We start from the raw sequence: 23,781 nt of genomic DNA on the forward strand, positions 1-23,781 counted from the left end.
GCGGGCCCCGGGTCTTCCGAACATGCCTGCTTCACATATGCCATGGGGGTCGTAAGACGCCCGTAAGCAGCTGTTCCGCTTCTTGTACGCCACACCGTGCCGTAGCGGACGCAAGAATCCGCGAAAATTGCATCGGTGCGCAGGTTTACCTTCAGCCTAGGCCTGGGTAAGCATGGGCACGATCCGGGAGGAGGCCCATGGGCGAGTTGTCACGCATGATCCAGCAGCGGCTCGACGACGCGTACGCGTCGCTGCGGAGCGCCCACGCAGACGGCGACACCTACCTGGCGGGCATTCGCCAGGAGGAGATCGACGACCTGCGCCGGATCGCAGCGAACAACGACATCGGCGTCGAACCACCCCGCTGCGACTGACCCGCCGAACCGCGAGGCGCGACCCGTGAACGGGGAGCCCGGGACCATCCGGCCCGGGCTCCCCGTTTCCGCGCTCGCCCGTCTCCATGCCGCCCGTCTCCATGCGCGCGTCTCCATGCCGTCCGTCTGCGTCCCGTCCGGGCCGGGGCCCGCTAGTCCCGGGCCGGGTCGAGCGGGGCCAGGAGGGCGTGCAGGGCCTCGAACGTGCCGGGCCCGGCGGCGATGGTCAGCTCCGGCCCCGGAGCCGCTCCATGCAGCCCCTCGACGCGTCCGCCGGCCTCCTGGACGATCAGCCCGCCCGCCGCGATGTCCCACGCGTGGACGCCGCGCTCGTAGTAGGCGTCGGCCCGTCCCGCCGCGAGCGAGCACAGGTCCACGCAGCAGGAGCCGCCCCGGCGGATGTCGCGGATGTTCGGCAGCACCCCGGTGAGCACCTCCGCCTGCCGGGCGCGCCGTCCGGCTTCGTAGCCGAAGCCCGTGGACACCAGCGCCCTGTCCAGCGGCACGTGCGCGTTCACGCGGAGCTCGCGGGTGCCGGACGCGGTGTGCTGGAGGGCGCCGCCGCCGCGCACGGCCGTGTACGACTCGCCGCGGCGCGGGATCTCGACGGCGCCGGCGACGACCGCGCCGTCCACCTCGGCGGCGATGCTGACCGCCCAGTCGGGCAGGTCGTAGAGGTAGTTGACGGTTCCGTCGATCGGGTCGACGACCCAGCGGACGCCGCTGCCCCCGGTGCGGGTGCCGCCCTCCTCGCCGAGGAACGCGTCGTCGGGGCGGACGGCCCGGATCCGCTCGATGATCAGCTGCTCGGCGGCGCGGTCCATCTGGGTGACGACGTCGGTCGGGGACGACTTGGTCTGCACGACGTCCGGGCCGTCCGCCGGGCGCTTGTCGACCAGCATCCGGCCGGCCTCGCGGGCCGTGGCGGCGGCCAGCTCCAGCAGCTCACCGGCGAGGCTCATCCGCGCTCCTCCAGCAGCAGGCGGGGCAGCCGGGCGAAGCGCGGATCGGTCCCGGGCGTCGCGGCGCGGGCGAACGCGAGCCCGAGCTCGGCCGCCCGTCCCGCGGCCTCGACGTCGAGGTCGTACTTGACCTCCATGTGGTCGGAGACGAAGCCGATCGGCACGACCGCGACGGCGGGGACGCCCTCGCCGTGCAGCTTCTCCAGATGGTCGGTGATCTGCGGCTCCAGCCACGGCTGGCTCGGCGGCCCGCTCCGGCTCTGGTAGACGAGGTCCCACGGCCTGCCGGGGGCAGCCGCCTCGGCGACCGTCCGCGCGACCGTGTGCAGTTCGGCCTCGTAGAGTTCCCGGTTGGGCTGGGCCAGGGGGACGCTGTGCGCGGTGAAGACCAGCCGGGCATCCTGCGGGAGGCGGCCGAGGGCGTCCTTCGCCGCGTCCACGAAGGGGTCGACGAAGCCGGGCCGGTCGCAGTAGACGGGCAGCTTGTCGATCTTCGGAGCGTCCGAGACCTCGTCGCGTGCCCGCGCGATGTCGTTGAGGTACTGGTCGTTCGTGGAGAAGCCGCTGTAGGCGGACGTGACGAACGCCGCCGCCCGCCGGATCCCGTCCTCCTTCATCTGCCGGACGGTGTCGGCGAGGTACGGGGTCCAGTTCCGGTTGCCCCAGTACACCGGCAGATCCACGCCGTGGGCCGCGAAGTCGGCCTCGATCGCGGCCTTCAGGTCGCGGCACAGGCGGTTGATCGGGCTGACCCCGCCGAACAGGTGGTAGTGCTCGCCCACCTCTTCCAGGCGCTCCCTGGGGATGTCGCGGCCGCGGGTGACGTTCTCCAGGAACGGGATCACGTCCTCGGGCCCCTCCGGCCCCCCGAAGGACAGCAGAAGCAACGCGTCGTAGGACGTCATGCGTCCATCCAACCAGCCAGGGTCCGATGCCCCCGCCAGGGGCCGGTCACTCGTGGCGCGCCTCACTCGTAGCGCGCCGCGTACGCCTTGGCGAGGTTGAGCACCTTCTGGACGTACCAGTCGGCGTGGTTGTAGTGCCACACGGCGTTGTAGAGCTGCTTGCCGCCCCTTCCCGCGCCGTTCGCGCACAGGTACTTGGCGGCCCCTGGGATGGCGTCGTAGGGGTTCATGATGTCGGCCTTGCCGTCCCTGTCGCCGTCCACCCCGTACGCCTTCCACGTCGCGGGCATGAACTGCATCGGGCCGAGCGCGCCGGCGCTGGAGCGTCCGGCGTTGCGGCCGTGGTCGCTCTCGACCTGGCCGATCGCGGCGAGGACCGTCCAGGACAGGCCCGGGCAGCTGGTGGCGGCCTGCTTGTACAGGTCGAGGTAGCCGCTCGCGCCACCGCCGTCCGACGGCGACCGGTACTTGCTCTCGTGGAGGTTCAGCACGCTCGTCCCGGTGCCGAGGACCTTGGTGACGGCCTGGACGACCTTGGCCGGGCTCACGCCGGGCGCGTTGACGAGGACCGCCACGTTCGGGACGAGCCCCATCTCCCGGCCGGTCTTCTCGCTGACGAGCATGTCGATGCCGGGCAGGCCGAGGGGGCCGGAACCGCCCATCGTCAGCCTCGGCATCGTCCGGCCCACGACCGGGTACTCGTAGCCCCGGGTGAGCTGGAGCTGCTCGGCGGCGGCCGGCGACACCACGAACCGGTTCCCGGCCAGCGCCCCCCACAGTTCTGTCTTCTTCGCCGTCCCGGGCGGCGTCCAGGACCGGTACGCCGACGGGTCCACGGCGAACGCGTTGACCTGGCGTCCCTGGAGCTGGACGGCTCCGCCCGCGACCGCCATCACGTCCTTGACGCGCCCCAGCCTGGCGATCCGCTTGATCTTGGCGGCGGGGATCGAGCCGGTGCCGACGGCGAGCACGTCGGGCGGCACGACGCGGCGCAGCGGCGCGACCTGCCCGCCGGTGGCCACGTTGACCGGGTCGCCCGGCGGCACGCCCGGCGCGGTCCGCTGCGCGGGGCCGGACGCCTCCGCCGTCGTCTCCGTGGTCAGCGCCGCATAGACGCCGCCGGACGTGCTGGCGACGGCGAGGACCGCGATGGTGCCGATGAGGAACGGCAGGCCCCGCCCGCCCCGCCGGCGAGCCGGCCGTTGGGCCGGCCGCGCGGCGGCCTCCCGCGGAGCGCGCTTCTTCTTCTCGGGACGCGGTTTCTTCTTCCCGGGCCGCGGTCCCGCCGGAGGGGCGGCGGTCGCCTCACCACCGCCGGCCGCGCCGGTGCGCGGTGCTGAAGGAGGAGCCACAACTGATCCCAACGCGTGTCGCCACGGACGGTTACCCTGCGGGCAGTTACCGGATCGTACGTTATCGCCCGATCTGCCCCCGAGGGGCGCCCGGGATAAACATGAACTTTCCTCACGATCGATATCTGAGTAGAGTCGCCGCATGTCCCCCGTGACCCATGAGAAGTGGCGGAACTGGGCCGGAAACCAGCAGGCCACGCCGCGGCGCGTCGCCACGCCGCGCACCGTCGGCGAGGTCGCCGCGGAGGTCCGGTCGGCCGCCGGCGACGGCCTCACGGTCCGCATGACCGGCACAGGACACTCCTTCACCGGCGCGGCCGTCGCCGAAGGTGTCCTGCTCCGGCCCACCGCCCTCACGGCCGTCCGCTCGGTCGACACGGCGAGCGGCCTCGTCACCGTCGAGGCGGGGCTCCCCCTCCACGCGCTCAACCGCGTCCTGGACGAGCACGGCCTCGCGCTGGCCAACATGGGCGACATCCAGGAACAGACCGTCGCGGGCGCGCTGCAGACCGCCACGCACGGCACCGGCCGCGACGCGGCGGGCCTCGTCTCCCAGGTCGCCGCGCTGGAACTCGTCCTCGCCGACGGCACGACCGTCACCTGCTCGCGAAAGGAGCGCCCCGACCTGTTCGACGCGGCCCGCGCCGGGCTCGGCGCCCTCGGCATCGTCACCGCCATCACCTGGCGGACCGTCCCGGCCTTCCTCCTGCGCGCGCAGGAGGCGCCGATGAAGTGGGACGAGGTCCTCTCCCGCGTCGACGAGTTCGACGCGGCCAACGAGCACTTCGAGTTCTACTGGTTCCCGCACACCGAGGGCTGCCTGACCAAGCGCAACAACCGCGTCGACGGCCCCGCCGAGCCGCTGTCCAAGGCCAAGTACTGGCTGGACGACCGATTCCTGTCGAACACGGTGTTCGGAGCCATCAACCAGGTCACGCACCTGGCGCCCGCCGCGACGCCCTTCGTGAACGGCATCTCCGCCAAGGCGCTCGGGGCGCGCACCTACAGCGACACGTCCTACAAGGTCTTCACGAGCCCCCGGGCGGTCCGCTTCAAGGAGCAGGAGTACGCGATCCCGCGCGAGGAACTCGTGCCCGCGCTGCGCGAGCTCCGCTCCCTGTTCGCCAAGCGGGACTGGCGGATCAGCTTCCCCATCGAGGTCCGCCTGCTCCCCGCCGAGGACGCCTGGCTCTCGATGGCCCACGGACGGCGGAGCGCCTTCATCGCCGTGCACGTCTACCACCGCGACCCGCACGAGGACTACTTCGGCGGCGTCGAGGAACTCCTCACCGCGTTCGGCGGCCGTCCCCACTGGGGCAAGCTCCACACCCGCGACGCCGCCTACCTGGAGAAGGCGTACCCGAAGTTCGGCGACTTCCGCGCCCTGCGGGACGAACTGGATCCCGACCGCCGCTTCGCCAACCCCTACGCAAGGCAGGTCTTCGGCGACTGACCGGGCGGGTCACCCCGCCGGGGCCGTCTGCCCCTGCGGGTTCGTGGCGCCCGGACCGCCCTCCTGCTCGCCGCCGGTCGGCGCCGGCGTCTCCGGAGCGGTCGGCGCCGGCGTCGTCGGCGCGGTCGTCGGCTGCTGGGTGGGCCGCTCGGACGGCTCCGCCGGCTGCGGGGCGGGAGTGCTCGCCCCCGTCGACGGCGTCCCGCCGGTCGGCTCGCCGCTCGGCGTGGCACCGGGCTCCGGCGTACCGCCGGACGGGCTCTGCGACGGGGTGTCGTCCGTCTGCCCGCTCCCGCCGCCGCCGAGCACCTTCGTCACGGTCAGCCCCTTGCCGCCGCCGGCCCCGACGGGCTGCCCGGTGGTCGCCTCATAGATCGTGATGCCGCCGATCACGACGGCGAACACCGCCGCCGACGCCACGACCAGCTTCACCCAGTGCGCCTTCGCCCACTCGACCGTGCTCAGCAGCGCGGACCGGCGCACGACCTCGCGCACGGCGTCCTCGCCGGCCTCCCGGGCGAACGCGGCGGCGACCGCCTCGCCCGGGTCCACCCGGGTGGCGTTCGGGTCGCCGCCGGGGTCCAGGCGCGTGGCGTTCGGGTCGCCGTCGAACGGCGGGTCGAAGCGCGTCGCGTTCGGATCGCCCGACCACACCCGCGTCCGGGTCGGGTCCGCGCTGGTCGCCCGCGCCGCCGCGCTCTCGGCCGCGTCCCGCCGCCGCACCGCCGACTGCAGGTGCGTCAGCTCCCGGATCTGCTCCCGGCCCTGATCGAGGTAGTGCTTGCCGACCGCCGACCCGGCCGTCGAGATCACGCTCATCAGCGCCGCGCCGATGATCGTGCCGTACACCCCCAGGTAGGACGCTCCCAGGGCGGCGACCGCCGTCGCCACCGCACTCGCGATCAGCTGCGTCGTGCTCAGATCCGGCAGCTTGCGCGGCATGACCCGTATCACCCCTATCCATCGCCACGATTCCCCACGACCAGGAACTGATCAGGAGGACCCGGGTGTTCCTGCCCAAGACGTGACACTCGCAACGTCAAGACGGGCGGCATCGTCCCGGCCCGCCGGGCACGGTGTGGAAAAGGATGCACAAGAATCCGGCAGGGCGACCCCCCGCCGGTCGCGACACCGGCAAGCTTGGGCAGTGCCCTCTTCGACCTCGTGAAGAGGGCTTCGAGAGCGGCGATGTTCGGACATGCCGGGTACGGTGCTGGCAGCAGGTGTGTCCGAAAGAGAGACTCGGGAACCCGGGGGAAGGGCACGCATGCGCCCTCGGTGGGCATCGGACGGCCGACCGTTGAGAGCACGGTCGCGCGGTCCGGCGTCCTCCGTGCCATCAGAACAGGGCAGGAAGGACACGCATGCAGGAGCTGCGCCTCGTCGCGGTCAGCGAGGACGGTACGTACCTCGTCCTGGCCACCGCGGGCCGAGGCACCCGGTTCACCCTGCCCGTCGACGACCGGCTCCGCGCAGCCGTCCGTGGGCACTTCTCCCGCCTCGGCCAGTTCGAGATCGAAGTGGAGAGTCCCTTGCGCCCCAAGGAGATCCAGGCACGCATCCGGTCCGGGGAGACCGCGGAGGAGATCGCCGAGTCGGCGGGCATCCCGGTCGAACGCGTCCGCTGGTTCGAGGGTCCGGTCCTGCAGGAACGCGAGTACATGGCCCAGCAGGCGCAGCGCGTCACCGTCCGCCGCCCCGGCGAGACCGCCCCGGGCCCGCCGCTCGGCGAGACCGTCGAGGAGCGCCTCGGCCGCGGCGGCGTCGACCTGGAGGAGGCCGAATGGGACTCCTGGAAGTGCGAGGACAGCACCTGGCGCGTCCGGCTGTCGTTCTTCGAGAGCGGCCGACCGCACGCCGCCGAGTGGACGTTCGACCCGCGCCGCCGGCACGTCACCCCGCTGGACGAGATCGCCGCCCGCCTCACCTCCGTCGAGTGGGACGACGAGACGCTCTCCGACACCGTCACCCCGCTCGTCCCGCGCCGTCCCGCGATGAAGGTCGTCTCCAGCGACCGTGACCTGACCGCTCGCGGCCTGCCCGCCGAACCGGAGCAGCCCGCCGCCCCCGGACCCCTGCGGGCCGCCGAGCCCCCCGAGTATCTCCTCGACCACGGCCGGGCGGCCGACCCCGGCGCCGCCTTCCGCGAGGCGTCCGAGAGCGCCCCCCTGCGCGAGGCCGCCGCTCCTCTCGAACGGCCCCGGCCCAGCGAGGCCCCCCGGCCCGTCGAGGCGCCTGGTCCCGCTGAATCGTCCCGACCCAGTGCGGCAGCGGAACCGCCCGAGGACTTCGCCGAGGAGCCCCGCGAAGCCTCTCCCGGCTCCGCGGCCCCACACCTGGCGGAAACCGCCGAAGACACCGGCGACGCGGACGCCGCCGCCACCGAGGCCGCGACGCCTTCCCAGGCCACCGAGCCGGCCGCCCCTGAAGAAGCACCGCGGGCGGACGACGGCGACCACGCGAGCATGGCATCCGAGGTGCCGGAAGAGCCCGCGGAGGAGGCGCCGGCCGCCGAGACGCGCCCCGTCCGAGAGACCGTCGCCCCGTCCACCGAACCGGACGAGGAGCCCGCGGAGGCGAGCGCCGCGCACGAGTCCGACGAGCCGGACGAGGCCGTCCACGACGAGCCGGCGGCGTCCGGCGACGCCGAGCGGCCGCGTGCGGAGGACGTGATCGCCGAGCCCGCGGCCGTCCACGAAGAGCCCGCGGCACCGGCGGCGGAGCCCGAGGCACCGGCCGAGTCCGGCGGCGAGCCGGAGACCGCGCCCGCTCCGGACGAGTCCCGCGCCGAGCCCCGGGAGCCCGGCCGGGATGCCCCGCGGCCCGCGGAGAGCCCCCAGCCGGCGCCGCAGCGCCGGCAGTCGCCGCGCCCGCCCGCGAAGAAGAAGCCGGCGGGCCGTCCCACGATGCCCGCGGCGCAGGACAAGCCGGCGACCGGGTCCCCCGCCGCCGCGGCCGGCGGCGAGCCGGCGGCGCCTCAGCGCCCGGCGCGGCGGCGCAAGTCCAAGGGCAAGCGCGCCTCCGTCCCCTCCTGGGACGAGATCATGTTCGGGGCCCGCCGCCCCGAGTGACCCGGGGGGTGCGGCGTCCCCGGCCGGGGGCACCGTGCCCGGTGAGGCCGTCCTCGGCCGGCCCGGCGGGCGGGGCGCTGCCGTTCCCGGCGGAGCCGCGGTCGGGGACGGGCCCGCCCTTGGACGCGGGGGGCTCGTCGAGGAACGGGGTCAGCCAGTCGGGGGTGATGGCGGCGGCCAGGGCGACGGCGTCCTCCTCGGACATGTCCGTCGCGGAGTAGCCGCCGTCGCCGGCGCCCACGGCGGCGAAGAGGGTGGCCAGGCCCAGCCTGCGCTGGAAGAGGGTGCGGCGGATCCGCCAGCCGATGACGGCGGAGTGCTCGACGACCACCTGGCGTCGGCGCAGCGACCCCGAGCGGACCGTGAGGCGCTCGCCGTCGGTGGCGTGGCCGAGCTGGCGGTAGCGGTCCAGCCCGAGGGGGACGGCCAGCACCGCCACGGCGGCGCACAGGTAGGCCACCCACGGCTGCCCGGCCAGGAGGGCCAGCACCGCGACGCCCCCAGGCGGAGCCACGGCGCGCAGGACCCGGCGGCCGCGAGCCGCGCGGGGATGCGCGACCAGCGGCCCGGGGACGGCGCCGACGACACGGGCGGCAAGCGACTCGGCGACCCTCCGGGGAGCGGCGGGCAGGAGGCGCCCCCGGTGCGCCACGTCCCCGAGACCCGTGATGAGCGCGCCGAGGCGGGTCACGCCCGCCACGCGCTCGAACGGGTTGTCGGCGAACTCGACGCCGCGCAGCCGGCGGCGTTCGAGGGAGACGCTGCGGCGGGTGGCGAGGCCGCGTTCGGCGACGACCGAGCCGTCCCGCTCGCGGACGGTGAAGTCCCAGTTGAACAGGGTGAAGGCGATCACCGACATGACCGGCATGGCGATCAGCGTCAGGATGGCCAGCGCGAGGACGAGTGCCGTGGGCAGGCCGACCACGTCATGGCCGACGCGCTCCACGCGCTCCCGCGTGATGAGGCCGAGGTCGTCGCCGAGGTTGTAGACGGTGCCGAGGAGGCTGCCCGCCAGCGCGAACGGCGTGAACAGGTAGGCGCCGCTCAGCGGGGCGTACACGTACCAGCGGCGCCGCATGCGGGCCAGGACGCGCTGGGGCGGGGCCGGGGCGTCGCGGGTGAGCAGCACGCCGCGGAGCCGTTCGGCCTCCTGGCGCGAGACGGCGTTCAGCTCCCCCTCCCCGCCGTCCGCCCCCGCGTCGATGTGGACGACCGCCAGGCCGAGCAGGCGGTGCGGCAGGGACGTGCTGATGTCCACGCCCCTGATCCGGTCGCGCGGGATGCTCTTCACCGACCGCCCGATGAGGGCCCGCCGGAGCTCGATCCGGTCGTCGTACAGGACGTAGGTGAACGTCACCCAGTTGGCGACATGGAAGAGGAGCCCGAAGGCGAGGCCCGCCAGCGTGAAGTAGAACGCCGTGGACATCCCGCCGACCAGGAGGCCCGTGGCACCCGCGGCCAGGAGGGCGATGAGTTCGCGGACCGCCCCGACGACGAACGTGAGCGGATGCAGGCGTGCGCTCACGTGGCGTCGTCGCGGAGGTCGTGCGCGCGGTGCGCGAGGTCTTCGGCGAGGCGCGTCGCCACGTCCACGGGCAGGCCGGAGACCTCCGAGGAGCCGGTGTGGGAGGCCGTGTTGACCTCGATGGTGGCGAGACCCAGCATCCGCTCGATCCAGCCCTGCTTGCTGTCGACGGTCTGGATCCGCCCGACGGGCACCAGCAGCCATTCGCGGCTGAACCAGCCCGTCCGGGTGTAGACCACGTCGGCGCTGACCTCCCAGCGGTGGACGCGGTAGCGCCACACGGGCGCGACGGTCACCATGAGCAGCCCGGCGACGCCGATGGCGTAGGGCAGCCAGCCGACCCGGCCCGTCAGCCACCCCGGCAGCGCGTCCCAGTCGGAGTCGCCCGCCCAGGCGGCCACTCCCAGGGCGAGGCCGAACGCCAGGCCCCACAGGAGGAGGTACTCGATCGCCCAGTGGGCGACGGCGCGCGGCGAGACGCGGTGCTCGGGCGGCCGTAGACGCGGCGGGTGCGGGGCCCCGCCGTCCGCCTGGCGACCGTGCCGCACCGACGTCACACCGCGAGTTTAGAACGCCGGGGGCCCTCTCCCGTTGCCCCGGCTGGGCGGAAATCCCGGAACGAGCGGCACGATCGCGGTCCCGGCGCCGTTTTGTCAGTGGCACATGCGAAGTTGGGAGCGCGTCTCACGCCGCTGACAGCGCTTTGCCAGAGGCGGCGGAAAAACTGGATGCGCACCACCCGGACACCGCATATTTTGGCAGGTCCCCTACGAACGGGACGCAGACGTCCGGCGACGACACCCTAGGAGATCACATGACCTACGCGATCCAGGCCGAGGGTCTGGAGAAGCGGTTCGGTGAGACCCAGGCCCTGGCCGGCGTCTCCCTCACCGCCGAACCCGGAACGGTCCTCGGCGTGCTCGGCCCGAACGGGGCGGGCAAGACGACCATGACCCGGATCCTCGCCACGCTGATCGAGCCGACCGCCGGCTCCGCCCGGGTCGGCGGGTTCGACGTCGTGAAGGACGCGCACAAGGTGCGGCAGCTCATCGGGCTGACCGGCCAGTACGCCGGCGTCGACGAGATGCTCACCGGCACCGAGAACCTCGTCCTGATCGGGCGGCTGCTCGGCATCTCGCGCAGGGCGTCCAGGGCGCGGGCCGCCGAGCTCCTGGAGCGGTTCGAGCTCACCGAGGCCGCCGAACGCGCGGCCAAGACGTACTCGGGCGGGATGCGACGCCGTCTCGACCTGGCCGCGAGCCTGGTCGGGCAGCCGCAGATCCTGTTCCTGGACGAGCCGACCACCGGCCTCGATCCCCGCAGCCGCAACGGCCTGTGGGACATCGTCCGCGGCCTGACCGACGACGGCGTGACCGTGCTGCTCACCACCCAGTACCTGGAGGAGGCCGACCAGCTGGCCGACGACATCATCGTCATCGACCGCGGCCAGGCCATCGCGCACGGCACGTCCGACGTGCTGAAGGCGCAGGTCGGCGGGCAGGTGCTGGAGGTCCGGCCGGTCGCCGCGGCGGACGTCCAGACCGTCGCGAAGATCGTCGGCGAGCTGGCGGACGCCGACCCCGAGATCCGCGACGAGCTGGTCAGCGTGCCGATCACCGACCCGCAGCTGATGCCGGCCGTGGTGCGCCGGCTCGACGACGCCGGCGTCACCGTCGGCGAGCTGTCGCTGCGCAAGTCCAGCCTGGACGAGGTGTTCTTCGCCCTCACCGGCCACCACACCGACGACATCGACGCCGAGGCCGGCGAGCTGGAGAAGCAGGCCGCGCGCAAGGAAGGGGCGTCCGCATGACCACCGCGACATTCGCGCCGCAGGACCTGACAAAGCGGATCGCGCCGGGCACGGCCGCGCGCAACACGGCCACCCTGGCGTGGCGCAACCTCGTGCAGATCAAGCACAACCCGATGGAGCTGCTGGACCTGTCCATCCAGCCCATCATGTTCGTGCTGCTGTTCGCCTACGTGTTCGGCCCGGCGATGGCGGGCAGCGTCGAGGCGTACCTGCCGGTCGTCATCCCCGGCATCATCGCGCAGAACGCCCTGTTCGCCGGGATGAGCACCGGATTCGGGCTGAACACCGACATCACCAAGGGCGTGTTCGACCGGTTCCGCAGCCTCCCCATCGCCCGCAGCGCCCCGCTCGCCGGGCGGATCATCGCCGACACCGCCAAGCAGGCGTGGTCGATGGCGATCCTGCTGCTGGTCGGGTTCGCGATCGGGTTCCGCCTCGGCACGAACGTGCTGGCCCTGCTCACCGCGTTCGTGCTCCTGCTGACCTTCGCCATCCTGTTCTCCTGGACGTCGGTCTACATCGCGATGAAGGTGAACGAGCCGGAGAAGGTGCAGATCTTCGGATTCGTGGTGATCTTCCCGCTGAGCTTCCTCAGCACCGCGTTCATCCCGAACACCGACGGCATCCCCGGCCCCGTCGCGTTCGTCATGGACAACAGCCCGGTGACGAAGCTGGTCGAGGCCATGCGCGGCCTTCTCGTCGGCGGCCCCGTCCTCGAACACGCCTGGGTCGCCCTCGCCTGGGGCGTCGGCATCTCCCTGGTCTTCGCCCCCCTCTCCCTAGCGGCATTCAAGAAGCGAGCGTGACCTCCCAGGGGGCGACCCCCTGGAACCCTCGTCACGAGCCGGTTTCGGTCCGCTCCCTATCAAGAGGGTCCTTCTCGGGCGGCTTTTGCCCGGAGGTTCTCGGGGTTAGGGCGAAGTCTTCGAGGATGTCGTCGAAGGTGCGGGTTCGACCTCGGGTGTAGGCGGTTTCGAAGGCCGCCTCGCCCAGGTCGGCTCTGGTGGCCTGCTCGATGGCCAGGGCGTCGGCCAGGGAGAGGTCGCGGGTGCCGCGCAGGGCGTCGGCGGTGCCGAGGAGCTCGGCGGCGCGTTCGGGGTCGCCCTGGACGCGGGCCTGCTCGGCGTGGCCGGCCAGGACGTGGGAGATGATCGGGTAGTCCCGCGCCTCGACCGCGCCGCGCAGGGCCTCGTCCAGGCGCGCGGCGGCTTCGTCCATCGCGCCGAGCGCCAGGTCGGCCTGAGCCCGCCCGCACAGGACCATGGCACGGAACTGTGGCGGGCCGGGAAGGCCCCGGGTGAGGTCGTCCGCCTGCGAGAAGCGCCGCAGGGCCTCGGCCGTGTCGCCGGAGCGGCGGGCGAACTCGCCCAGCTGGTAGTGCAGGGCGGCCTTCTCCTCCGGCCCGCCGGAACCGGGCGGCTCGCGCATGGCGTCGCGCAGCAGCGCCTCGGCCCGGTCGCGTTCGCCCAGGAGGTCCAGCCCGTTCGCCAGCTTCATGCGGACGTGCAGGAGCCCGGCGGTGCCGCCGCCCAGCTCGGCGTTCAGCCGCAGCGCCTCCTCGTACAGGGCGACGGAGCCGCGATGGTCGCCGCGCCGGCCGAGGATCTCGGCCTGCGAGGTCAGCGTGAACGACAGGCCCCAGCGGTCGCCGGACTCCCGGAACGCGGCGAGCGCCCGGTCGAAGGCGTGCTCGATCTCGTCGATCCTGCCGAAGTTGTGGGCGATCTGGCCGTGGATGAAGTACGCGAGGCCGCGCACCCACGGATCGGGGTCGTCCAGCAGAGCCGCGATGCCCGATGCCGGGGGCTCCTCCCAGCCGACGGTGTACATCTGGATGGTCTCCGCCATGAGCCGCAGCACGGGATGGAGCGTCGCACGGTCCTGCCCAGCGCAGATCGCCTCCGCGCGGGCGAGCCATGAGGCGACGTGGTCGCCGCTGTGCCGGTTGTCCAGCGCGGTGAGCGCGCCGAGCGCGAGGGCGCGGGCGGTGATCTGGTCGCCGGGGACGCCGGGCAGGGCCATGACGTCCTGGAGGCTGTCGGCCCCCTCGACGAGCCGCCCGCGCAGGAACCAGTACCAGCCGAGCGCGGCGCAGAACCGCATCGCCAGCGGCGCGTCCCCGGCGGAGATCGCCCAGCGCAGCGCGGCGGAGATGTTGTCCCCTTCCGCGGTGAGGCGCCGCAGCCAGGCCAGCTGGTCGCCCCGGTACAGGTGCGGTTCCGCCTCCTCCGCCAGCCGGACGAAGTACCCGGCGTGCGCCCGCCGGGTCGCGGTCTCCTCCCCCGAGCCGGCGAGGCGTTCGAGCCCGTAGGCGCGGATCGTCTCCAGCATCCGGTAGCGGGGTTCGCCGTCGGTGTCGCCGACCGTCAGGAGCGACTTGTCCACGAGGGCGGCGAGGAGGTCGAGGACGTCGGCGCCGTCCAGCCCCGGGCCCGCGCACACCGCTTCGGCGCTCTGCACGGTGGCGCCGCCGGGGAACACGGCGAGACGGCGCCAGAGCGTCCGCTCGGGCCCGTCCAGGAGGTCCCAGCTCCACTCCACGACGGCCCGGAGCGTCTTGTGCCGGGGCAGGGCGGTGCGGCTGCCCGCGTTGAGGAGCCGGAACCTGTCGTCCAGCCGGACGGCGAGCTGCGCCGGCGTCATCGCGCGGAGCCGGGCGGCGGCCAGCTCGATGGCGAGCGGCATCCCGTCGAGGGCGCGGCAGATCCGGACGATCCACCCGGCGTTGGCGGCGGTGACCGCGAACCCGGGCGAAACGGCCGCCGCCCGGTCGGCGAACAGCCGGACGGCCGGGGAGGACAGCGCCTCCTCCGGGCCCGCGTCCGCGGGCGGCGGCTCCAGCGGCTCGACGGGGCGGAGCGTCTCCCCGGTGATGCCGAGCGGTTCCCGGCTCGTCGCGAGGATCCGGATGCCGGGGCAGTTCTCCAGGACCGCCTCGGCGAGCCGGGCCGCCGCGTCCAGCAGGTGCTCGCAGTTGTCCAGGAGCAGCAGCAGCCGCCTGCCCGACAGCGCCGTCACGAGCCGGTCCGCCGGGTCGGGCGCCGGCGCCGGCGGGACGGCGGTGATCGGCGCCGGCTCGCGGAGCCCGAGCGCGGTGAGGACGGCGGCGGGGACCTCGGCCGGGTCGCTGACCGGTGCCAGCTCGACCAGCCAGGCGCCGTCGGGCATCCGCCCGGCGAGCCGTTCCGCCGACTCGACCGACAGCCGGCTCTTGCCCGCGCCGCCGGGCCCGGTCAGCGTGACGAGCCGGCTGCGCGCCAGCAGGTCGCCCACCCGCCCGAGGTCGGCGTCGCGGCCGATGAAGCTGGTCAGCCGGGCCTTGAGGTTGCCCCTGGACGTGCTCGGGGGCGGTGCGGCGTCCGGCAGGAGGGACGGGTCCTGGCGCAGGACCGAGAGGTGGACGGCCTCCAGCTCGGGCGCCGGGTCGACGCCGAGTTCCTCGCCGAGCGCCCGCCTGGCGTCCTGGTACCGGGCCAGCGCCTCGGCCTGCTGCCCGGACGCGTACAGGGCCCGCATCAGCAGGGCGGCCACGGGTTCGCGGAGCGGGTCGGCGGCGGCGAGCGCCTGCAGCTCGGGGATCAGCTCGGCGTGGCGGCCGAGCGCCAGGTCGGCGTCCAGCCGGTCTTCGAGCGCGGTGCGGCGCAGCGCGTCCAGCCGGGCGGCGGGGGCGTCCGCGAACCGCAGCCCGGCGGCGTCGGCGAGCGCGGGGCCGCGCCAGAGGGCGAGCGCGTCGCGGAGGCCGGCCGACCGCTCGCCCGGCTCGGCGGCGGCCCGCGCGGCCCGGACCCGCGCCTCGAAGTCGTGCGCGTCGACGGACCCCGGCGGCGGCAGGACGAGCCGGTACGCGCCGGGCCCCGACTCGATGACGTCCCGCCCGATGGCGGCCCGCAGCCGCGACACGAGGGACTGCAGCGCGTTCGGCGCGCCCCGCGGGACCGCGTCCTCCCAGAGGGCGTCGATGATCCGGTCCGCCGGAATCGCCGTGCCCGGGTCGAGGGCGAGCAGCGTCAGCAGCACCCGCAGCCGGGCGCCACCGACCGCGACGGGCGCGCCGTCGTCGGCGCGCACGTCGAGAGGGCCCAGGATGCCGATCCGCACGGACCGATTCTCCCCCAGAACGGACGGCGCCCCGGCGGTCGGGGACCGCCGGGGCGCCGGGCCGGAAGGTCAGGCCGCGGACTCGGTGGTCTTGGCCTTGGCCTTGCTCTCGTCGAGGGCCGCGAGCTCGAAGTCGGCCCGGGGCTGCTCGATGGTGGCGAGCGAGATGGTCTCGCGCTTGAGGAACAGCGCGAGCGTCCAGTCCGCGATGACGCGGATCTTCCGGTTGAACGTCGGGACCATCGCGCCGTGGTAGCTGCGGTGGAAGAACCACGCGGGCCAGCCCTTGAGCTTGATGCCGAGGGGGTTCGCCACGCCCTTGTGCAGGCCGAGGCCGGCGACGGTGCCGAGGTTGCCGTGCACGTACGGCTTGAGCGTCTTGCCGCGCAGCGACCGGACGATGTTGTCGCCGAGGAGCTTGGCCTGGCGGACGGCGTGCTGCGCGTTCGGCGGGCAGTACATCCCGTCCTGGGTGAGGTCCGGGATCGCGGCGTTGTCACCGGCGGTGAACGCCCGGACGAGGCCCTCGACGGTGAGGTACTCGGTGCCCTTCACCCGGCCGCGCTCGTCCAGCGGCAGGTCGCCGTGCCGGACGACCGGGGACGGCTTGACGCCGGCGTTCCAGACCAGCGTCCCGGCCGGGAAGCTGCTGCCGTCCGACAGCTCGATCTGCCCGTCCACGGCCGATTCGAGATAGGTCTTCATCTTCACGGCGATGCCGCGGCCGCGCAGCTGCTCCGCGGTCCACCTGCCCATGTCGGGACCGACCTCCGGCAGGATCCGGTCCGTGGCCTCGACCAGGACGAACCGCAGGTCCTGCGGGGTGACCTTGCGCATGTACTTCGTCGCGTCGCGGGTCATGTCCTCCAGCTCGGCGACCGCCTCCACGCCGGCGAACCCGCCGCCGACGAACACGAAGGTCAGCGCCTTGCGGCGCAGTTCCACGTCGTCGGTCGACTCGGCGATCTCCAGCTGCTCCAGGACGTGGTTGCGCAGGTGGATGGCCTCGCCGACGGTCTTCAGGCTGATGCCGTTCTCGGCGAGCCCGGGGATGGGCAGCAGCCGCGGCACCGCGCCGGCCGCCATGACCAGGTAGTCGTAGGAGATCCGCTCCGGGGGCCCGGCCAGCGGCTGGACGATGGCCCATCGCTCGTCGTGGTTCAGCTCGGTGACGCGCGCCTTGCGGACGGTGCACTTCGGCAGCACCCGGCGGAGCGGGACGACGACGTGCCGCGGGGAGATGTTCCCGGCGGCGGCCTCGGGAAGGAACGGCTGGTACGTCATGTACGAGTTCGGGTCCACGACGGTGACCTTGACCTCGCCACGCCTGAGCTCGCGCTTCAGCTTCTTCTGCAGGCGCAGGGCGGTGTACATGCCCACATAGCCGCCACCCACGATGAGGATGTGGGGAGCGCCAGGGGTCCCCTCGGCGGTCCTGGCCATTGCGGCCCTCCAATGTCACGGTCGGCTTGTGAAGACATTCACAAGCTACCTGATGGAACGTGCCCGGCACCAATCGATAACCATGAAAGAACCTCGAAACTTCCCGTTCTGGCAAAGCAAGGGCCACGATCGGATGTGAAACCCGCCACTACTTCCCAAATTTTCGGATGGATCGGGACAAACCACGCATGACGAAGGTCACAGGGCCCGGCGCGCGCGGGCGTCGCCCGGAGCCGGGTGAACGGCCCGTTCCACTCCCGCGGAAGGCCTATCGTTGGGGCGGACGAGGAAGGGGGCGCCGGCGGCGGGACGCGCGCGGCCGGGGCAGCGGCCGGGATGGCGGCGGTCCGGCGGCGCGCGGCGTACGATCTCGCCCGGGAGCGTATCGATGATGAGCAGAGACCGGCGTCCGATCCTGGCCGCGGCGGGCGCCCTCGCGCTCGCCGGGACCGTGGGCGGCTGCGGGCTGATCGGCCAGCCCGAGAACAAGAGCGCCGAACTGTCGGAATGGTTCACCGTGACCAGCCCGGTCTTCCGCGATGGCGGCGACTTGCCCCCGCGATACGGCTGCAGGACGTACTCTGGCGGACAGGATGGCAAGACCCCACCGCTCCGTTGGTCGGCACCGGCCGGGACCAAGTCGATCGCGATCGTCATGGACGACCCGGACGCCTCGAGCGGCGCGCGCGTCCACTGGGTGATCGCGGGCATCGACGGAACGGTGAACGAGATCGTCGAGGGTGCCAGGCTTGACAAGACCGTCGAAGGGTTGACCACTGGCAACGAGAAGGCGGGCTACGTGCCGCCGTGCCCGCCCAAGGGAGAACGGCATCGGTACCGGTTCACCATCTACGCACTGGACGAGCCGGCACCGTTCCGGAACGGCGCCGAACTGAAGGACTCGCTCCCCGCCATCGCCGAGCACACGGTGGGACGCGGACGGATCACCGGGAACTTCGGCGGCGAGCAGGCGCGTTGACCGTGGAGCCTGTGAGCACGGTACAGGGTCAGGGCGGACCCCTCGGGGGGCTGAAGCTGACAGGGGTGTGCGGGTCGGCGAAGTTGGCCGATCGGTACGCGCCGTGTGAGGGTAAATGTGCGCGAAGGGTGTGACAACGGTCATAGCGGTCGGAGAGAATCGGGGCACGCCGGGACGGCGGATACCCGTGACATTCCGGACGCTGGCGACAATCGGGACGGACCCGCGGTCCGCGCCGGCAACTCTCGCCGGGCCTAGGCATTGGGTGGTGGCATGACTTCTTACATCGTGGTCTTCGGCCTCATTGTGGTCGTGGTCCTCGTGGTCGTCCTCGTGGCCCTCGGCCTGCGGGCCAGCAGGGCGGGACGCGACGACGACGACTGGATGGACGACGAGCCGCAGAAGCAGCCGCGCGGCCGCCGCGGAGCCCCGCCGCAGGAGCCGATGGGCGGCCCCGACGAGTACGGCCCCGGCTACAACGACGGCTACAACGACGGCGGCTACGACGGCGGCTATGACGAGGGCTACGACGGCGGCTACGACCGCGCGCCCGAGCCCGTCCCCGACCGCCGCGTCGCCGGCGGCGGCGGTCCGCTCGCCGCCCCCACCTCCGCCCCGGCCCCGCCGCCCCCGCCGCCGGGCCCCGCGTCCGACGAGATGGAGGACGACGACTACTGGGCGACGATCACCTTCGACAAGCCCAAGTTCCCGTGGCAGCACGACCACGACGGCGACCGCCCCGAGTCCGACCCCGCCGCGGACCCGCTGAACGCGCAGGCTCCCCCGCCCGAGCAGCCGCCCGCCGAGCCGCCCAACCTCACCCAGCCCGTCTCGATGGGCGCCGACGGCACCGTCCTCAACGGCCTCGGCGGCGGGACGGGCCCGCAGCAGATGCCCGCGGGCCCCGGCGGGTTCCAGGGCGGCCCCGCCTTCCCGAACAACGACCCGGGCGCTACGTCGCTCGACCCGATCCCGGCCGACCTCGCCGGACCGGGGGTGCCGGGCGGCCCGCAGGCCCCCTACGGCGTCCCCGACCAGCCGGCGTACGGCGGGCAGGAACCGCAGCCCGCCTACGGCGCGGCCGATTACGGTCCCGGCGACCCGTCCTACGGCGGCCAGGACCAGTACGGCTCGCCCGAGTACGGCTCCCCCGAGCCGTCCTACGGCGACTACAACGCCGACCCGCTGGGGAACCGCCCCGCCGCCGGCCCGCCTCCCGGCGGCCGCACCGACTTCGACCGGCCGGGCGCCCCGCCCGCCCCCGGCGGCCCGCTCGGCGGCGACCCGCGGGTGTCCGACCCGCTCGGGCTGCCCCTCGGACGCCCCGAGGAGCCGGCCGCCCCGCCCGCTCCCCCGGCGCCTCCCGCCCCTCCCGCCCCTCCGGTCCCCGCCGCCCCGGCGGCGGCGCTCGGCGGCACCGGCGGCGGGTCCGACACCGACGGGCACAAGCTCCCGACCGTGGACGAGCTGCTCCAGCGCATCCAGTCCGACCGGCAGCGGTCGGCGGGCGGCGCTCCCACGGAGTCGGGCGGCTCCTACGGAGGCGGCTCCCTGAACGACCCCCTGGGCGACCCGCTCAGCACCGGGTCCTTCGGGACGACCTCCTCCGCCCCGCCGAGCCCGCCCGGCACCGGGAACACCGGCCCGTGGCCGTCGCAGGCCGGCGGCCAGAGCGGCGGCTACGACCCCGGGCTCGGGGGCGGCTCCGGCTACGACTCCGGGCTCGGCGCGCCGTCCGGGTACGGGCAGGGCCAGCAGAGCGACGGCTACCCGACGGCCCCCGCCTACGGCGAGTCGCCGCGCTACGACGACCCCCTGAGCGGCGGCCGGGAGCCCTTCGGCGCCTTCGGCGGTACGGAGGGCGGCGCCCCCGGTCCCGGTGCCCCCGGTCCCGGCGGAGCCGGCAACTACGGCGACTTCAGCGGCAGCAGCTACAACGGCGGCGACCCGCTGGCCGCGCCGCACGACCCGGGCGCCTCCGGCGGGTACCAGCAGGACCCGAACGCCACCCAGGCGTACGGCTCCGGCTACTACGGCGGCTCGCAGCAGCAGCAGGGCGGCGGGTACCCGCAGGGCGGGCAGCAGAACGAGGCCGGCCAGTACGGTTCCCGCCAGCCCGCCGCGGACGACTGGGAGAACTACCGCCGCTGAGGCACGCGCGCAGGGCCGAGGGCCGCCGGATCCGTCCGGCGGCCCTCGGCGTGTCCGGGCCCGGCCGTGTCCGAGGTGAAGCACCGGGAATCCTGGTTATATACATAGAGTGACTACGAAGCCACTCAACGTCTCCAGCTTCCGACAGGACCTGCTCGCATCGTTCGTCGTCTTCCTGGTCGCGATCCCGCTGTCGCTGGGAATCGCGGTGGCGTCCGGGGCGCCGGTCGCCGCCGGGCTGATCGCCGCGGTCGCCGGCGGCATCGTCGCCGGGCTGATCGGCGGCTCGCCCCTCCAGGTCAGCGGCCCCGCGGCCGGCCTGACCGTGATCGTCGCCGAGCTCATCCAGACCTACGGCTGGCGCGCCACCTGCATGATCACCATGCTGGGCGGGCTGCTGCAGCTCGCCCTCGGCGCCGTCCGGGTCGCCCGGGCCGCGTTCGCCGTCTCCCCCGCCGTCGTGCACGGGATGCTCGCCGGCGTCGGCGCCGTCCTCGTCCTCGCCCAGGTGCACGTGGTGCTCGGCGGCAGCCCGGAGCGGTCGGCCGTCACCAACCTGCGGGAGCTGCCCGGCCAGCTCGCGCACCCGCACACCCATCCGGCGCTGCTCGGCGGGCTGACGATCCTCGTCCTGCTGATCTGGTCGCGGCTGCCCCGCGGCGGATGGCTGCGCCTCGTCCCCGGCCCGCTGCCCGCGATCGCCCTCGCGACCGCCGCCGTCTGGGCGCTCGGCTGGAACGCACGGCGGGTGGACCTCCCGGACACCCTCTTCGGCGACTGGCACGCCCCCGTCCTGCCGCAGGGCGATCTGCCCGGGATCGTGGGAGCCGTCCTCTCCGTCGCGCTCGTGGCCGCCGTCGAGTCGCTCCTGTGCGGCGTGGCGATCGACCGCGCCCGTCCCGCCGGCGTCCGGCACGCCGACCTCGACCGGGAGCTCATCGGCCAGGGCGCCGGCAACACGGTGTCGGGCCTGCTCGGCGGCCTGCCGATCGCGGGCGTGATCGTCCGCAGCACGGCCAACCTGGAGGCGGGCGCGCGCTCCCGGGCGTCGTCGGTGCTGCACGGTGTGTGGGTGCTCGTCCTCGCGCTGTCGTGCGGCCCGCTGATCGAGCAGGTTCCGCTCCCGGCCCTCGCGGCCCTGCTGATCGTGCTGGGCGTCAAGCTGATGGACACCGCCCGTGTCCGTGACCTTCGCCACCACCGCGAGGCGCCCGCCTACTACGTCACCTTCGCCGGCGTGGTCCTCCTCGGCCTCGGCGAGGGCGTGCTGCTCGGCATCGCCGTGATGGCGGTGCTGGCGCTGCGGCGGCTCACCCGCCTGACGGTCCGTGCCGAACACCTGATCCCGGAGCCGGGCGACGCCCCCGGCCCGCCCCGGGTCCACGTGGTGGTGGAGGGCACCCTGACCTTCCTCGGCGTTCCGAAGGCGACCCGGGTGCTCCAGGACGTCCCGGCCGGTTCCAGCGTCGACCTCGACCTCAACGTCGACTTCATGGACCACGCCGCCTTCGACGCGATCCACCAGTGGCGGCTCGCCCACGAGCGCCAAGGAGGGAGGGTCGATATCGACGAGATTCACGAGGCTTGGTATGAAAGAGCCGTGACAGGCGAAATGTCCCAGCCGCGGAAGACTCCCCCGCACACCCGCTGGTGGGCGCCCTGGGAGAACCGGCGGCGGCGTTCCGAGGCCGAGCTGGACGCACCTGACATGTCCCCCGCGGACGTGCTGCTGAACGGCGTCCGCGAGTACCACGGCCGCACGGCCCGGCTCGTCCGGCCGATCATGGCCGAGCTGGCGATGGAGCAGAAGCCCGAGCACCTGTTCATCACCTGCGTGGACTCGCGCGTCGTGCCCAACATCATCACCGCGAGCGGCCCCGGCGACCTGTTCATCAACCGCAACGTCGGCGCCCTCGTCCCCCGGCACGGCACCCGGACCCCGGACGACTCCGTCGCCGCCACCGTCGAGTACGCGACCAACGTCCTGGACATCCGGACGATCACGGTCTGCGGCCACTCCAACTGCGGCGCGATGGCCGCGCTGCTGGCCGGCGGCACCGAGGTCGAGCATCTGGAGGGCCTCTCCCGCTGGCTGAAGCACGGCAACCACAGCCTGGCCCGCTTCCTCGCCGAGAAGCCGTCCGGCGACGAGCCGCCCCTGACCCGGCTCTGCAAGATCAACGTGATGCAGCAGCTCGACAACCTGCTGACCTACCCCTGGCTCCGGGAGCGGGTCGAGTCCGGCGAGATCGAGCTGGTCGGCCTCTACCTGGACCTCCAGTCCGCCACCGTGGAGATCCTGGACCGGCCCACCGGGACCTTCGTCCGCGTCCCCGACGAGATCCCCGATTCCCGGCCGCTCACATGAGGCGCGGGCCGCCCCCCGCCGCGGGCGGCCCGCCTTCGACCGCGCTCACCAGCGTCCGACGAGCTCGTCGTCGCGGCGCGCGTAGTCGCGTACGTACATTCCCGTCACCCGGCGCGCCCGCCGCGCGCGCCGGTCGGACGCCGGAAGGAACAGCGCGTCGCGCCGGCTGGCGCGCGAGAAGTCCCACAGGTACACCAGGCCCCCCATCATCCCGGCGAGGACGAGGGCCATGAACACGATGACGAACATCAGCGCTCCTCTCGACGGGACCCAGCACCCGGCCCCGCCGCCGCCACCGATCAGGGTGATCAGCTCTTACCAGGACGGTAAGCGCCTTGTTTCCGGCCCTCTGTGTCGTATGACCCGTTTCTCCCGAGTCACACGGCGCAACCCCCACCGCCGGAGGGCGGTCATGTGCCCATGATGCGCCCTCCGGCAAACGGCCTCGCCAACGACCGAGCGACTAGGGTACGGCCGTGCCCTACCACCACCAGAACATCATTCAGAAGTTCGGCTCGGACGGGAATTTGGAGCGTACCTGGGTACTTCCGCGAGCCGTCGACGAGCCGTTGCGGCCGCACGTCATGATGAGCGACGACGGCAACATCATGATGGGGTGGGTAGTGACGGAAGAGATCGCGCCTATCCTGCAGCCGTGGGTTGACGAGCCCATCGACCTAGCCTCCGGAGAATGGCACATCTCTTGTGATGGGTATTGGGACTGACCGACTGGACTCAGGTGTGCCACGGTACGTCGGGGTCAGTAGCACCAGCCTCCAACTCGAATAGAACTGGACGATTCCGCACTTGCGTGGGGGCGGGGCCTCGTAGCCGGGACCGGCGGACGGATCGCCGCTGCCACCTGCCCGTATCAGTCGGCGTGTGGTGGCGTGTTGCCGCTCGTCAAACGGTCCGGACTCCTTTGGATTTCGCGTCGACCGACCGGCTTAGGGCCTTAGCCCACTGCTGACCGCCGTTGAAAGGCGGCGAGCCATGCGTCGAATCAGCTGCGCGTGCGGCCCGGTTCTCAGGTCCTCATGCTTCCCACGGTCGGACCCATCTACGGCAATACGGGCGATGTCATCCGGAATGGGTTCATGCGCATGAGTCCGCGCACCGGCAGCCATTTTTTCAACATCTCCCCATCGACGCCGCCTGCTGCCACCCGGCCACCGGCTGCTGCGCTGCCGCCCGTTTAGGCGTGCCTGTTTCCGAAGTGTCGCGGTGGTCTGGGGCGCAAGTCCGTCACGACGGCCGTTGGCCTCTTGGGCCCGGTTTCGTGGCCCTGAT

At 73.2% G+C, this 23,781-nt stretch carries 18 protein-coding genes; 9 read left to right on the top strand and 9 right to left on the bottom strand.

Going from position 1 to position 23,781, the window contains the following annotated elements:
* The first annotated feature begins 197 nt into the window (after window positions 1-197).
* Complete coding sequence (locus K8Z49_RS13745) at window positions 198-374, top strand: hypothetical protein (protein ID WP_021598675.1); 177 nt, start codon at window positions 198-200, stop codon at window positions 372-374.
* A 152-nt stretch (window positions 375-526) separates the two neighbouring features.
* Here K8Z49_RS13745 and K8Z49_RS13750 read toward each other — a convergent pair whose 3' ends face one another.
* The 3 genes from K8Z49_RS13750 to K8Z49_RS13760 form a co-directional block, all read right to left on the bottom strand.
* The gene (locus tag K8Z49_RS13750) at window positions 527-1,336 is read right to left on the bottom strand and encodes an inositol monophosphatase family protein (RefSeq protein WP_021598674.1); all 810 of its coding nucleotides are present in this window, start codon (window positions 1,334-1,336) and stop codon (window positions 527-529) included.
* Window positions 1,333-2,241, bottom strand: coding sequence for a ferrochelatase (locus K8Z49_RS13755; protein ID WP_111829789.1), 909 nt, complete (start codon window positions 2,239-2,241; stop codon window positions 1,333-1,335). Before K8Z49_RS13755 ends, K8Z49_RS13750 begins: the two co-directional genes overlap by 4 nt.
* 62 nt (window positions 2,242-2,303) lie before the next feature.
* A complete protein-coding gene (locus K8Z49_RS13760) occupies window positions 2,304-3,593 on the bottom strand; it encodes a lytic transglycosylase domain-containing protein (RefSeq protein ID WP_244938399.1) in 1,290 nt (429 codons plus the stop codon).
* 142 nt (window positions 3,594-3,735) lie between these two features.
* Here K8Z49_RS13760 and K8Z49_RS13765 point away from each other — a divergent pair, with 142 nt between their 5' ends.
* The gene (locus K8Z49_RS13765; RefSeq protein ID WP_412519069.1) at window positions 3,736-5,046 is read left to right on the top strand and encodes a D-arabinono-1,4-lactone oxidase; all 1,311 of its coding nucleotides are present in this window, start codon (window positions 3,736-3,738) and stop codon (window positions 5,044-5,046) included.
* A 9-nt stretch (window positions 5,047-5,055) separates the two neighbouring features.
* Here the strand turns inward: K8Z49_RS13765 and K8Z49_RS13770 are convergent, their stop codons facing one another.
* Window positions 5,056-5,988: a hypothetical protein gene (locus K8Z49_RS13770; protein WP_412519071.1), complete on the bottom strand. Its 933-nt coding sequence runs from the start codon at window positions 5,986-5,988 to the stop codon at window positions 5,056-5,058.
* Window positions 5,989-6,410: 422 nt separating this feature from the next.
* On the opposite strand from K8Z49_RS13770, the gene sepH reads away from it, so the two are divergent.
* Complete coding sequence (gene sepH / locus K8Z49_RS13775) at window positions 6,411-8,117, top strand: septation protein SepH (protein WP_412519073.1); 1,707 nt, start codon at window positions 6,411-6,413, stop codon at window positions 8,115-8,117.
* On the opposite strand, the gene K8Z49_RS13780 is transcribed toward sepH, so the two are convergent.
* Together K8Z49_RS13780 and K8Z49_RS13785 are read right to left on the bottom strand one after the other, a co-directional pair.
* Window positions 8,089-9,642 carry a PH domain-containing protein gene (locus tag K8Z49_RS13780; RefSeq protein ID WP_083597342.1) on the bottom strand — a complete coding sequence of 518 codons (1,554 nt, stop codon included), beginning with the start codon at window positions 9,640-9,642 and terminating at the stop codon, window positions 8,089-8,091. The genes sepH and K8Z49_RS13780 overlap by 29 nt on opposite strands.
* Complete coding sequence (locus K8Z49_RS13785) at window positions 9,639-10,199, bottom strand: PH domain-containing protein (protein WP_075020210.1); 561 nt, start codon at window positions 10,197-10,199, stop codon at window positions 9,639-9,641. The genes K8Z49_RS13780 and K8Z49_RS13785 overlap by 4 nt, the downstream gene beginning before the upstream one ends.
* Window positions 10,200-10,456: 257 nt before the next feature.
* On the opposite strand from K8Z49_RS13785, the gene K8Z49_RS13790 reads away from it, so the two are divergent.
* Together K8Z49_RS13790 and K8Z49_RS13795 are read left to right on the top strand one after the other, a co-directional pair.
* Window positions 10,457-11,452, top strand: a complete 996-nt coding sequence (locus K8Z49_RS13790) for a daunorubicin resistance protein DrrA family ABC transporter ATP-binding protein (RefSeq protein WP_021599112.1) — start codon at window positions 10,457-10,459, stop codon at window positions 11,450-11,452.
* Complete coding sequence (locus K8Z49_RS13795) at window positions 11,449-12,258, top strand: ABC transporter permease (RefSeq protein WP_021599111.1); 810 nt, start codon at window positions 11,449-11,451, stop codon at window positions 12,256-12,258. The genes K8Z49_RS13790 and K8Z49_RS13795 overlap by 4 nt, the downstream gene beginning before the upstream one ends.
* Window positions 12,259-12,289: 31 nt before the next feature.
* On the opposite strand, the gene K8Z49_RS13800 is transcribed toward K8Z49_RS13795, so the two are convergent.
* Together K8Z49_RS13800 and K8Z49_RS13805 are read right to left on the bottom strand one after the other, a co-directional pair.
* Window positions 12,290-15,550: a BTAD domain-containing putative transcriptional regulator gene (locus tag K8Z49_RS13800; protein WP_412519076.1), complete on the bottom strand. Its 3,261-nt coding sequence runs from the start codon at window positions 15,548-15,550 to the stop codon at window positions 12,290-12,292.
* A 69-nt stretch (window positions 15,551-15,619) separates the two neighbouring features.
* The gene (locus tag K8Z49_RS13805) at window positions 15,620-16,993 is read right to left on the bottom strand and encodes an NAD(P)/FAD-dependent oxidoreductase (protein ID WP_021600125.1); all 1,374 of its coding nucleotides are present in this window, start codon (window positions 16,991-16,993) and stop codon (window positions 15,620-15,622) included.
* Between the two features lie 388 nt (window positions 16,994-17,381).
* Here K8Z49_RS13805 and K8Z49_RS13810 point away from each other — a divergent pair, with 388 nt between their 5' ends.
* The 3 genes from K8Z49_RS13810 to K8Z49_RS13820 all read left to right on the top strand — a co-directional run bounded on the left by K8Z49_RS13810 (window position 17,382) and on the right by K8Z49_RS13820 (window position 22,491).
* Entirely contained in the window at window positions 17,382-17,972 is a 591-nt protein-coding gene (locus tag K8Z49_RS13810) for a YbhB/YbcL family Raf kinase inhibitor-like protein (RefSeq protein ID WP_235206392.1), read from the top strand.
* 273 nt (window positions 17,973-18,245) lie between these two features.
* Window positions 18,246-20,123 (top strand): hypothetical protein, encoded by a 1,878-nt coding sequence (locus K8Z49_RS13815; RefSeq protein ID WP_412519079.1) that lies wholly within the window; start codon window positions 18,246-18,248, stop codon window positions 20,121-20,123.
* Window positions 20,124-20,232: 109 nt separating this feature from the next.
* Entirely contained in the window at window positions 20,233-22,491 is a 2,259-nt protein-coding gene (locus tag K8Z49_RS13820) for a SulP family inorganic anion transporter (RefSeq protein WP_075020207.1), read from the top strand.
* A gap of 45 nt (window positions 22,492-22,536) precedes the next feature.
* On the opposite strand, the gene K8Z49_RS13825 is transcribed toward K8Z49_RS13820, so the two are convergent.
* Window positions 22,537-22,740 carry a hypothetical protein gene (locus K8Z49_RS13825; protein WP_021597437.1) on the bottom strand — a complete coding sequence of 68 codons (204 nt, stop codon included), beginning with the start codon at window positions 22,738-22,740 and terminating at the stop codon, window positions 22,537-22,539.
* A gap of 227 nt (window positions 22,741-22,967) precedes the next feature.
* Here K8Z49_RS13825 and K8Z49_RS13830 point away from each other — a divergent pair, with 227 nt between their 5' ends.
* A complete protein-coding gene (locus K8Z49_RS13830) occupies window positions 22,968-23,216 on the top strand; it encodes a hypothetical protein (RefSeq protein ID WP_021597438.1) in 249 nt (82 codons plus the stop codon).
* Window positions 23,217-23,781: the final 565 nt, after the last annotated feature.

The organism is Actinomadura madurae (assembly GCF_047130825.1).
In the GTDB taxonomy this organism is placed as follows: domain Bacteria; phylum Actinomycetota; class Actinomycetes; order Streptosporangiales; family Streptosporangiaceae; genus Spirillospora; species Spirillospora madurae.

Coding starts and splice junctions, on each gene's coding strand:
- K8Z49_RS13815 (WP_412519079.1), top strand. CDS start 18,246: ATGACTTCTTACATCGTGGTCTTCGGCCTCATTGTGGTCGTGGTCCTC.
- K8Z49_RS13805 (WP_021600125.1), bottom strand. CDS start 16,993: ATGGCCAGGACCGCCGAGGGGACCCCTGGCGCTCCCCACATCCTCATC.
- K8Z49_RS13810 (WP_235206392.1), top strand. CDS start 17,382: ATGATGAGCAGAGACCGGCGTCCGATCCTGGCCGCGGCGGGCGCCCTC.
- K8Z49_RS13790 (WP_021599112.1), top strand. CDS start 10,457: ATGACCTACGCGATCCAGGCCGAGGGTCTGGAGAAGCGGTTCGGTGAG.
- K8Z49_RS13755 (WP_111829789.1), bottom strand. CDS start 2,241: ATGACGTCCTACGACGCGTTGCTTCTGCTGTCCTTCGGGGGGCCGGAG.
- K8Z49_RS13795 (WP_021599111.1), top strand. CDS start 11,449: ATGACCACCGCGACATTCGCGCCGCAGGACCTGACAAAGCGGATCGCG.
- K8Z49_RS13745 (WP_021598675.1), top strand. CDS start 198: ATGGGCGAGTTGTCACGCATGATCCAGCAGCGGCTCGACGACGCGTAC.
- K8Z49_RS13750 (WP_021598674.1), bottom strand. CDS start 1,336: ATGAGCCTCGCCGGTGAGCTGCTGGAGCTGGCCGCCGCCACGGCCCGC.
- K8Z49_RS13770 (WP_412519071.1), bottom strand. CDS start 5,988: ATGCCGCGCAAGCTGCCGGATCTGAGCACGACGCAGCTGATCGCGAGT.
- sepH (WP_412519073.1), top strand. CDS start 6,411: ATGCAGGAGCTGCGCCTCGTCGCGGTCAGCGAGGACGGTACGTACCTC.
- K8Z49_RS13825 (WP_021597437.1), bottom strand. CDS start 22,740: ATGTTCGTCATCGTGTTCATGGCCCTCGTCCTCGCCGGGATGATGGGG.
- K8Z49_RS13765 (WP_412519069.1), top strand. CDS start 3,736: ATGTCCCCCGTGACCCATGAGAAGTGGCGGAACTGGGCCGGAAACCAG.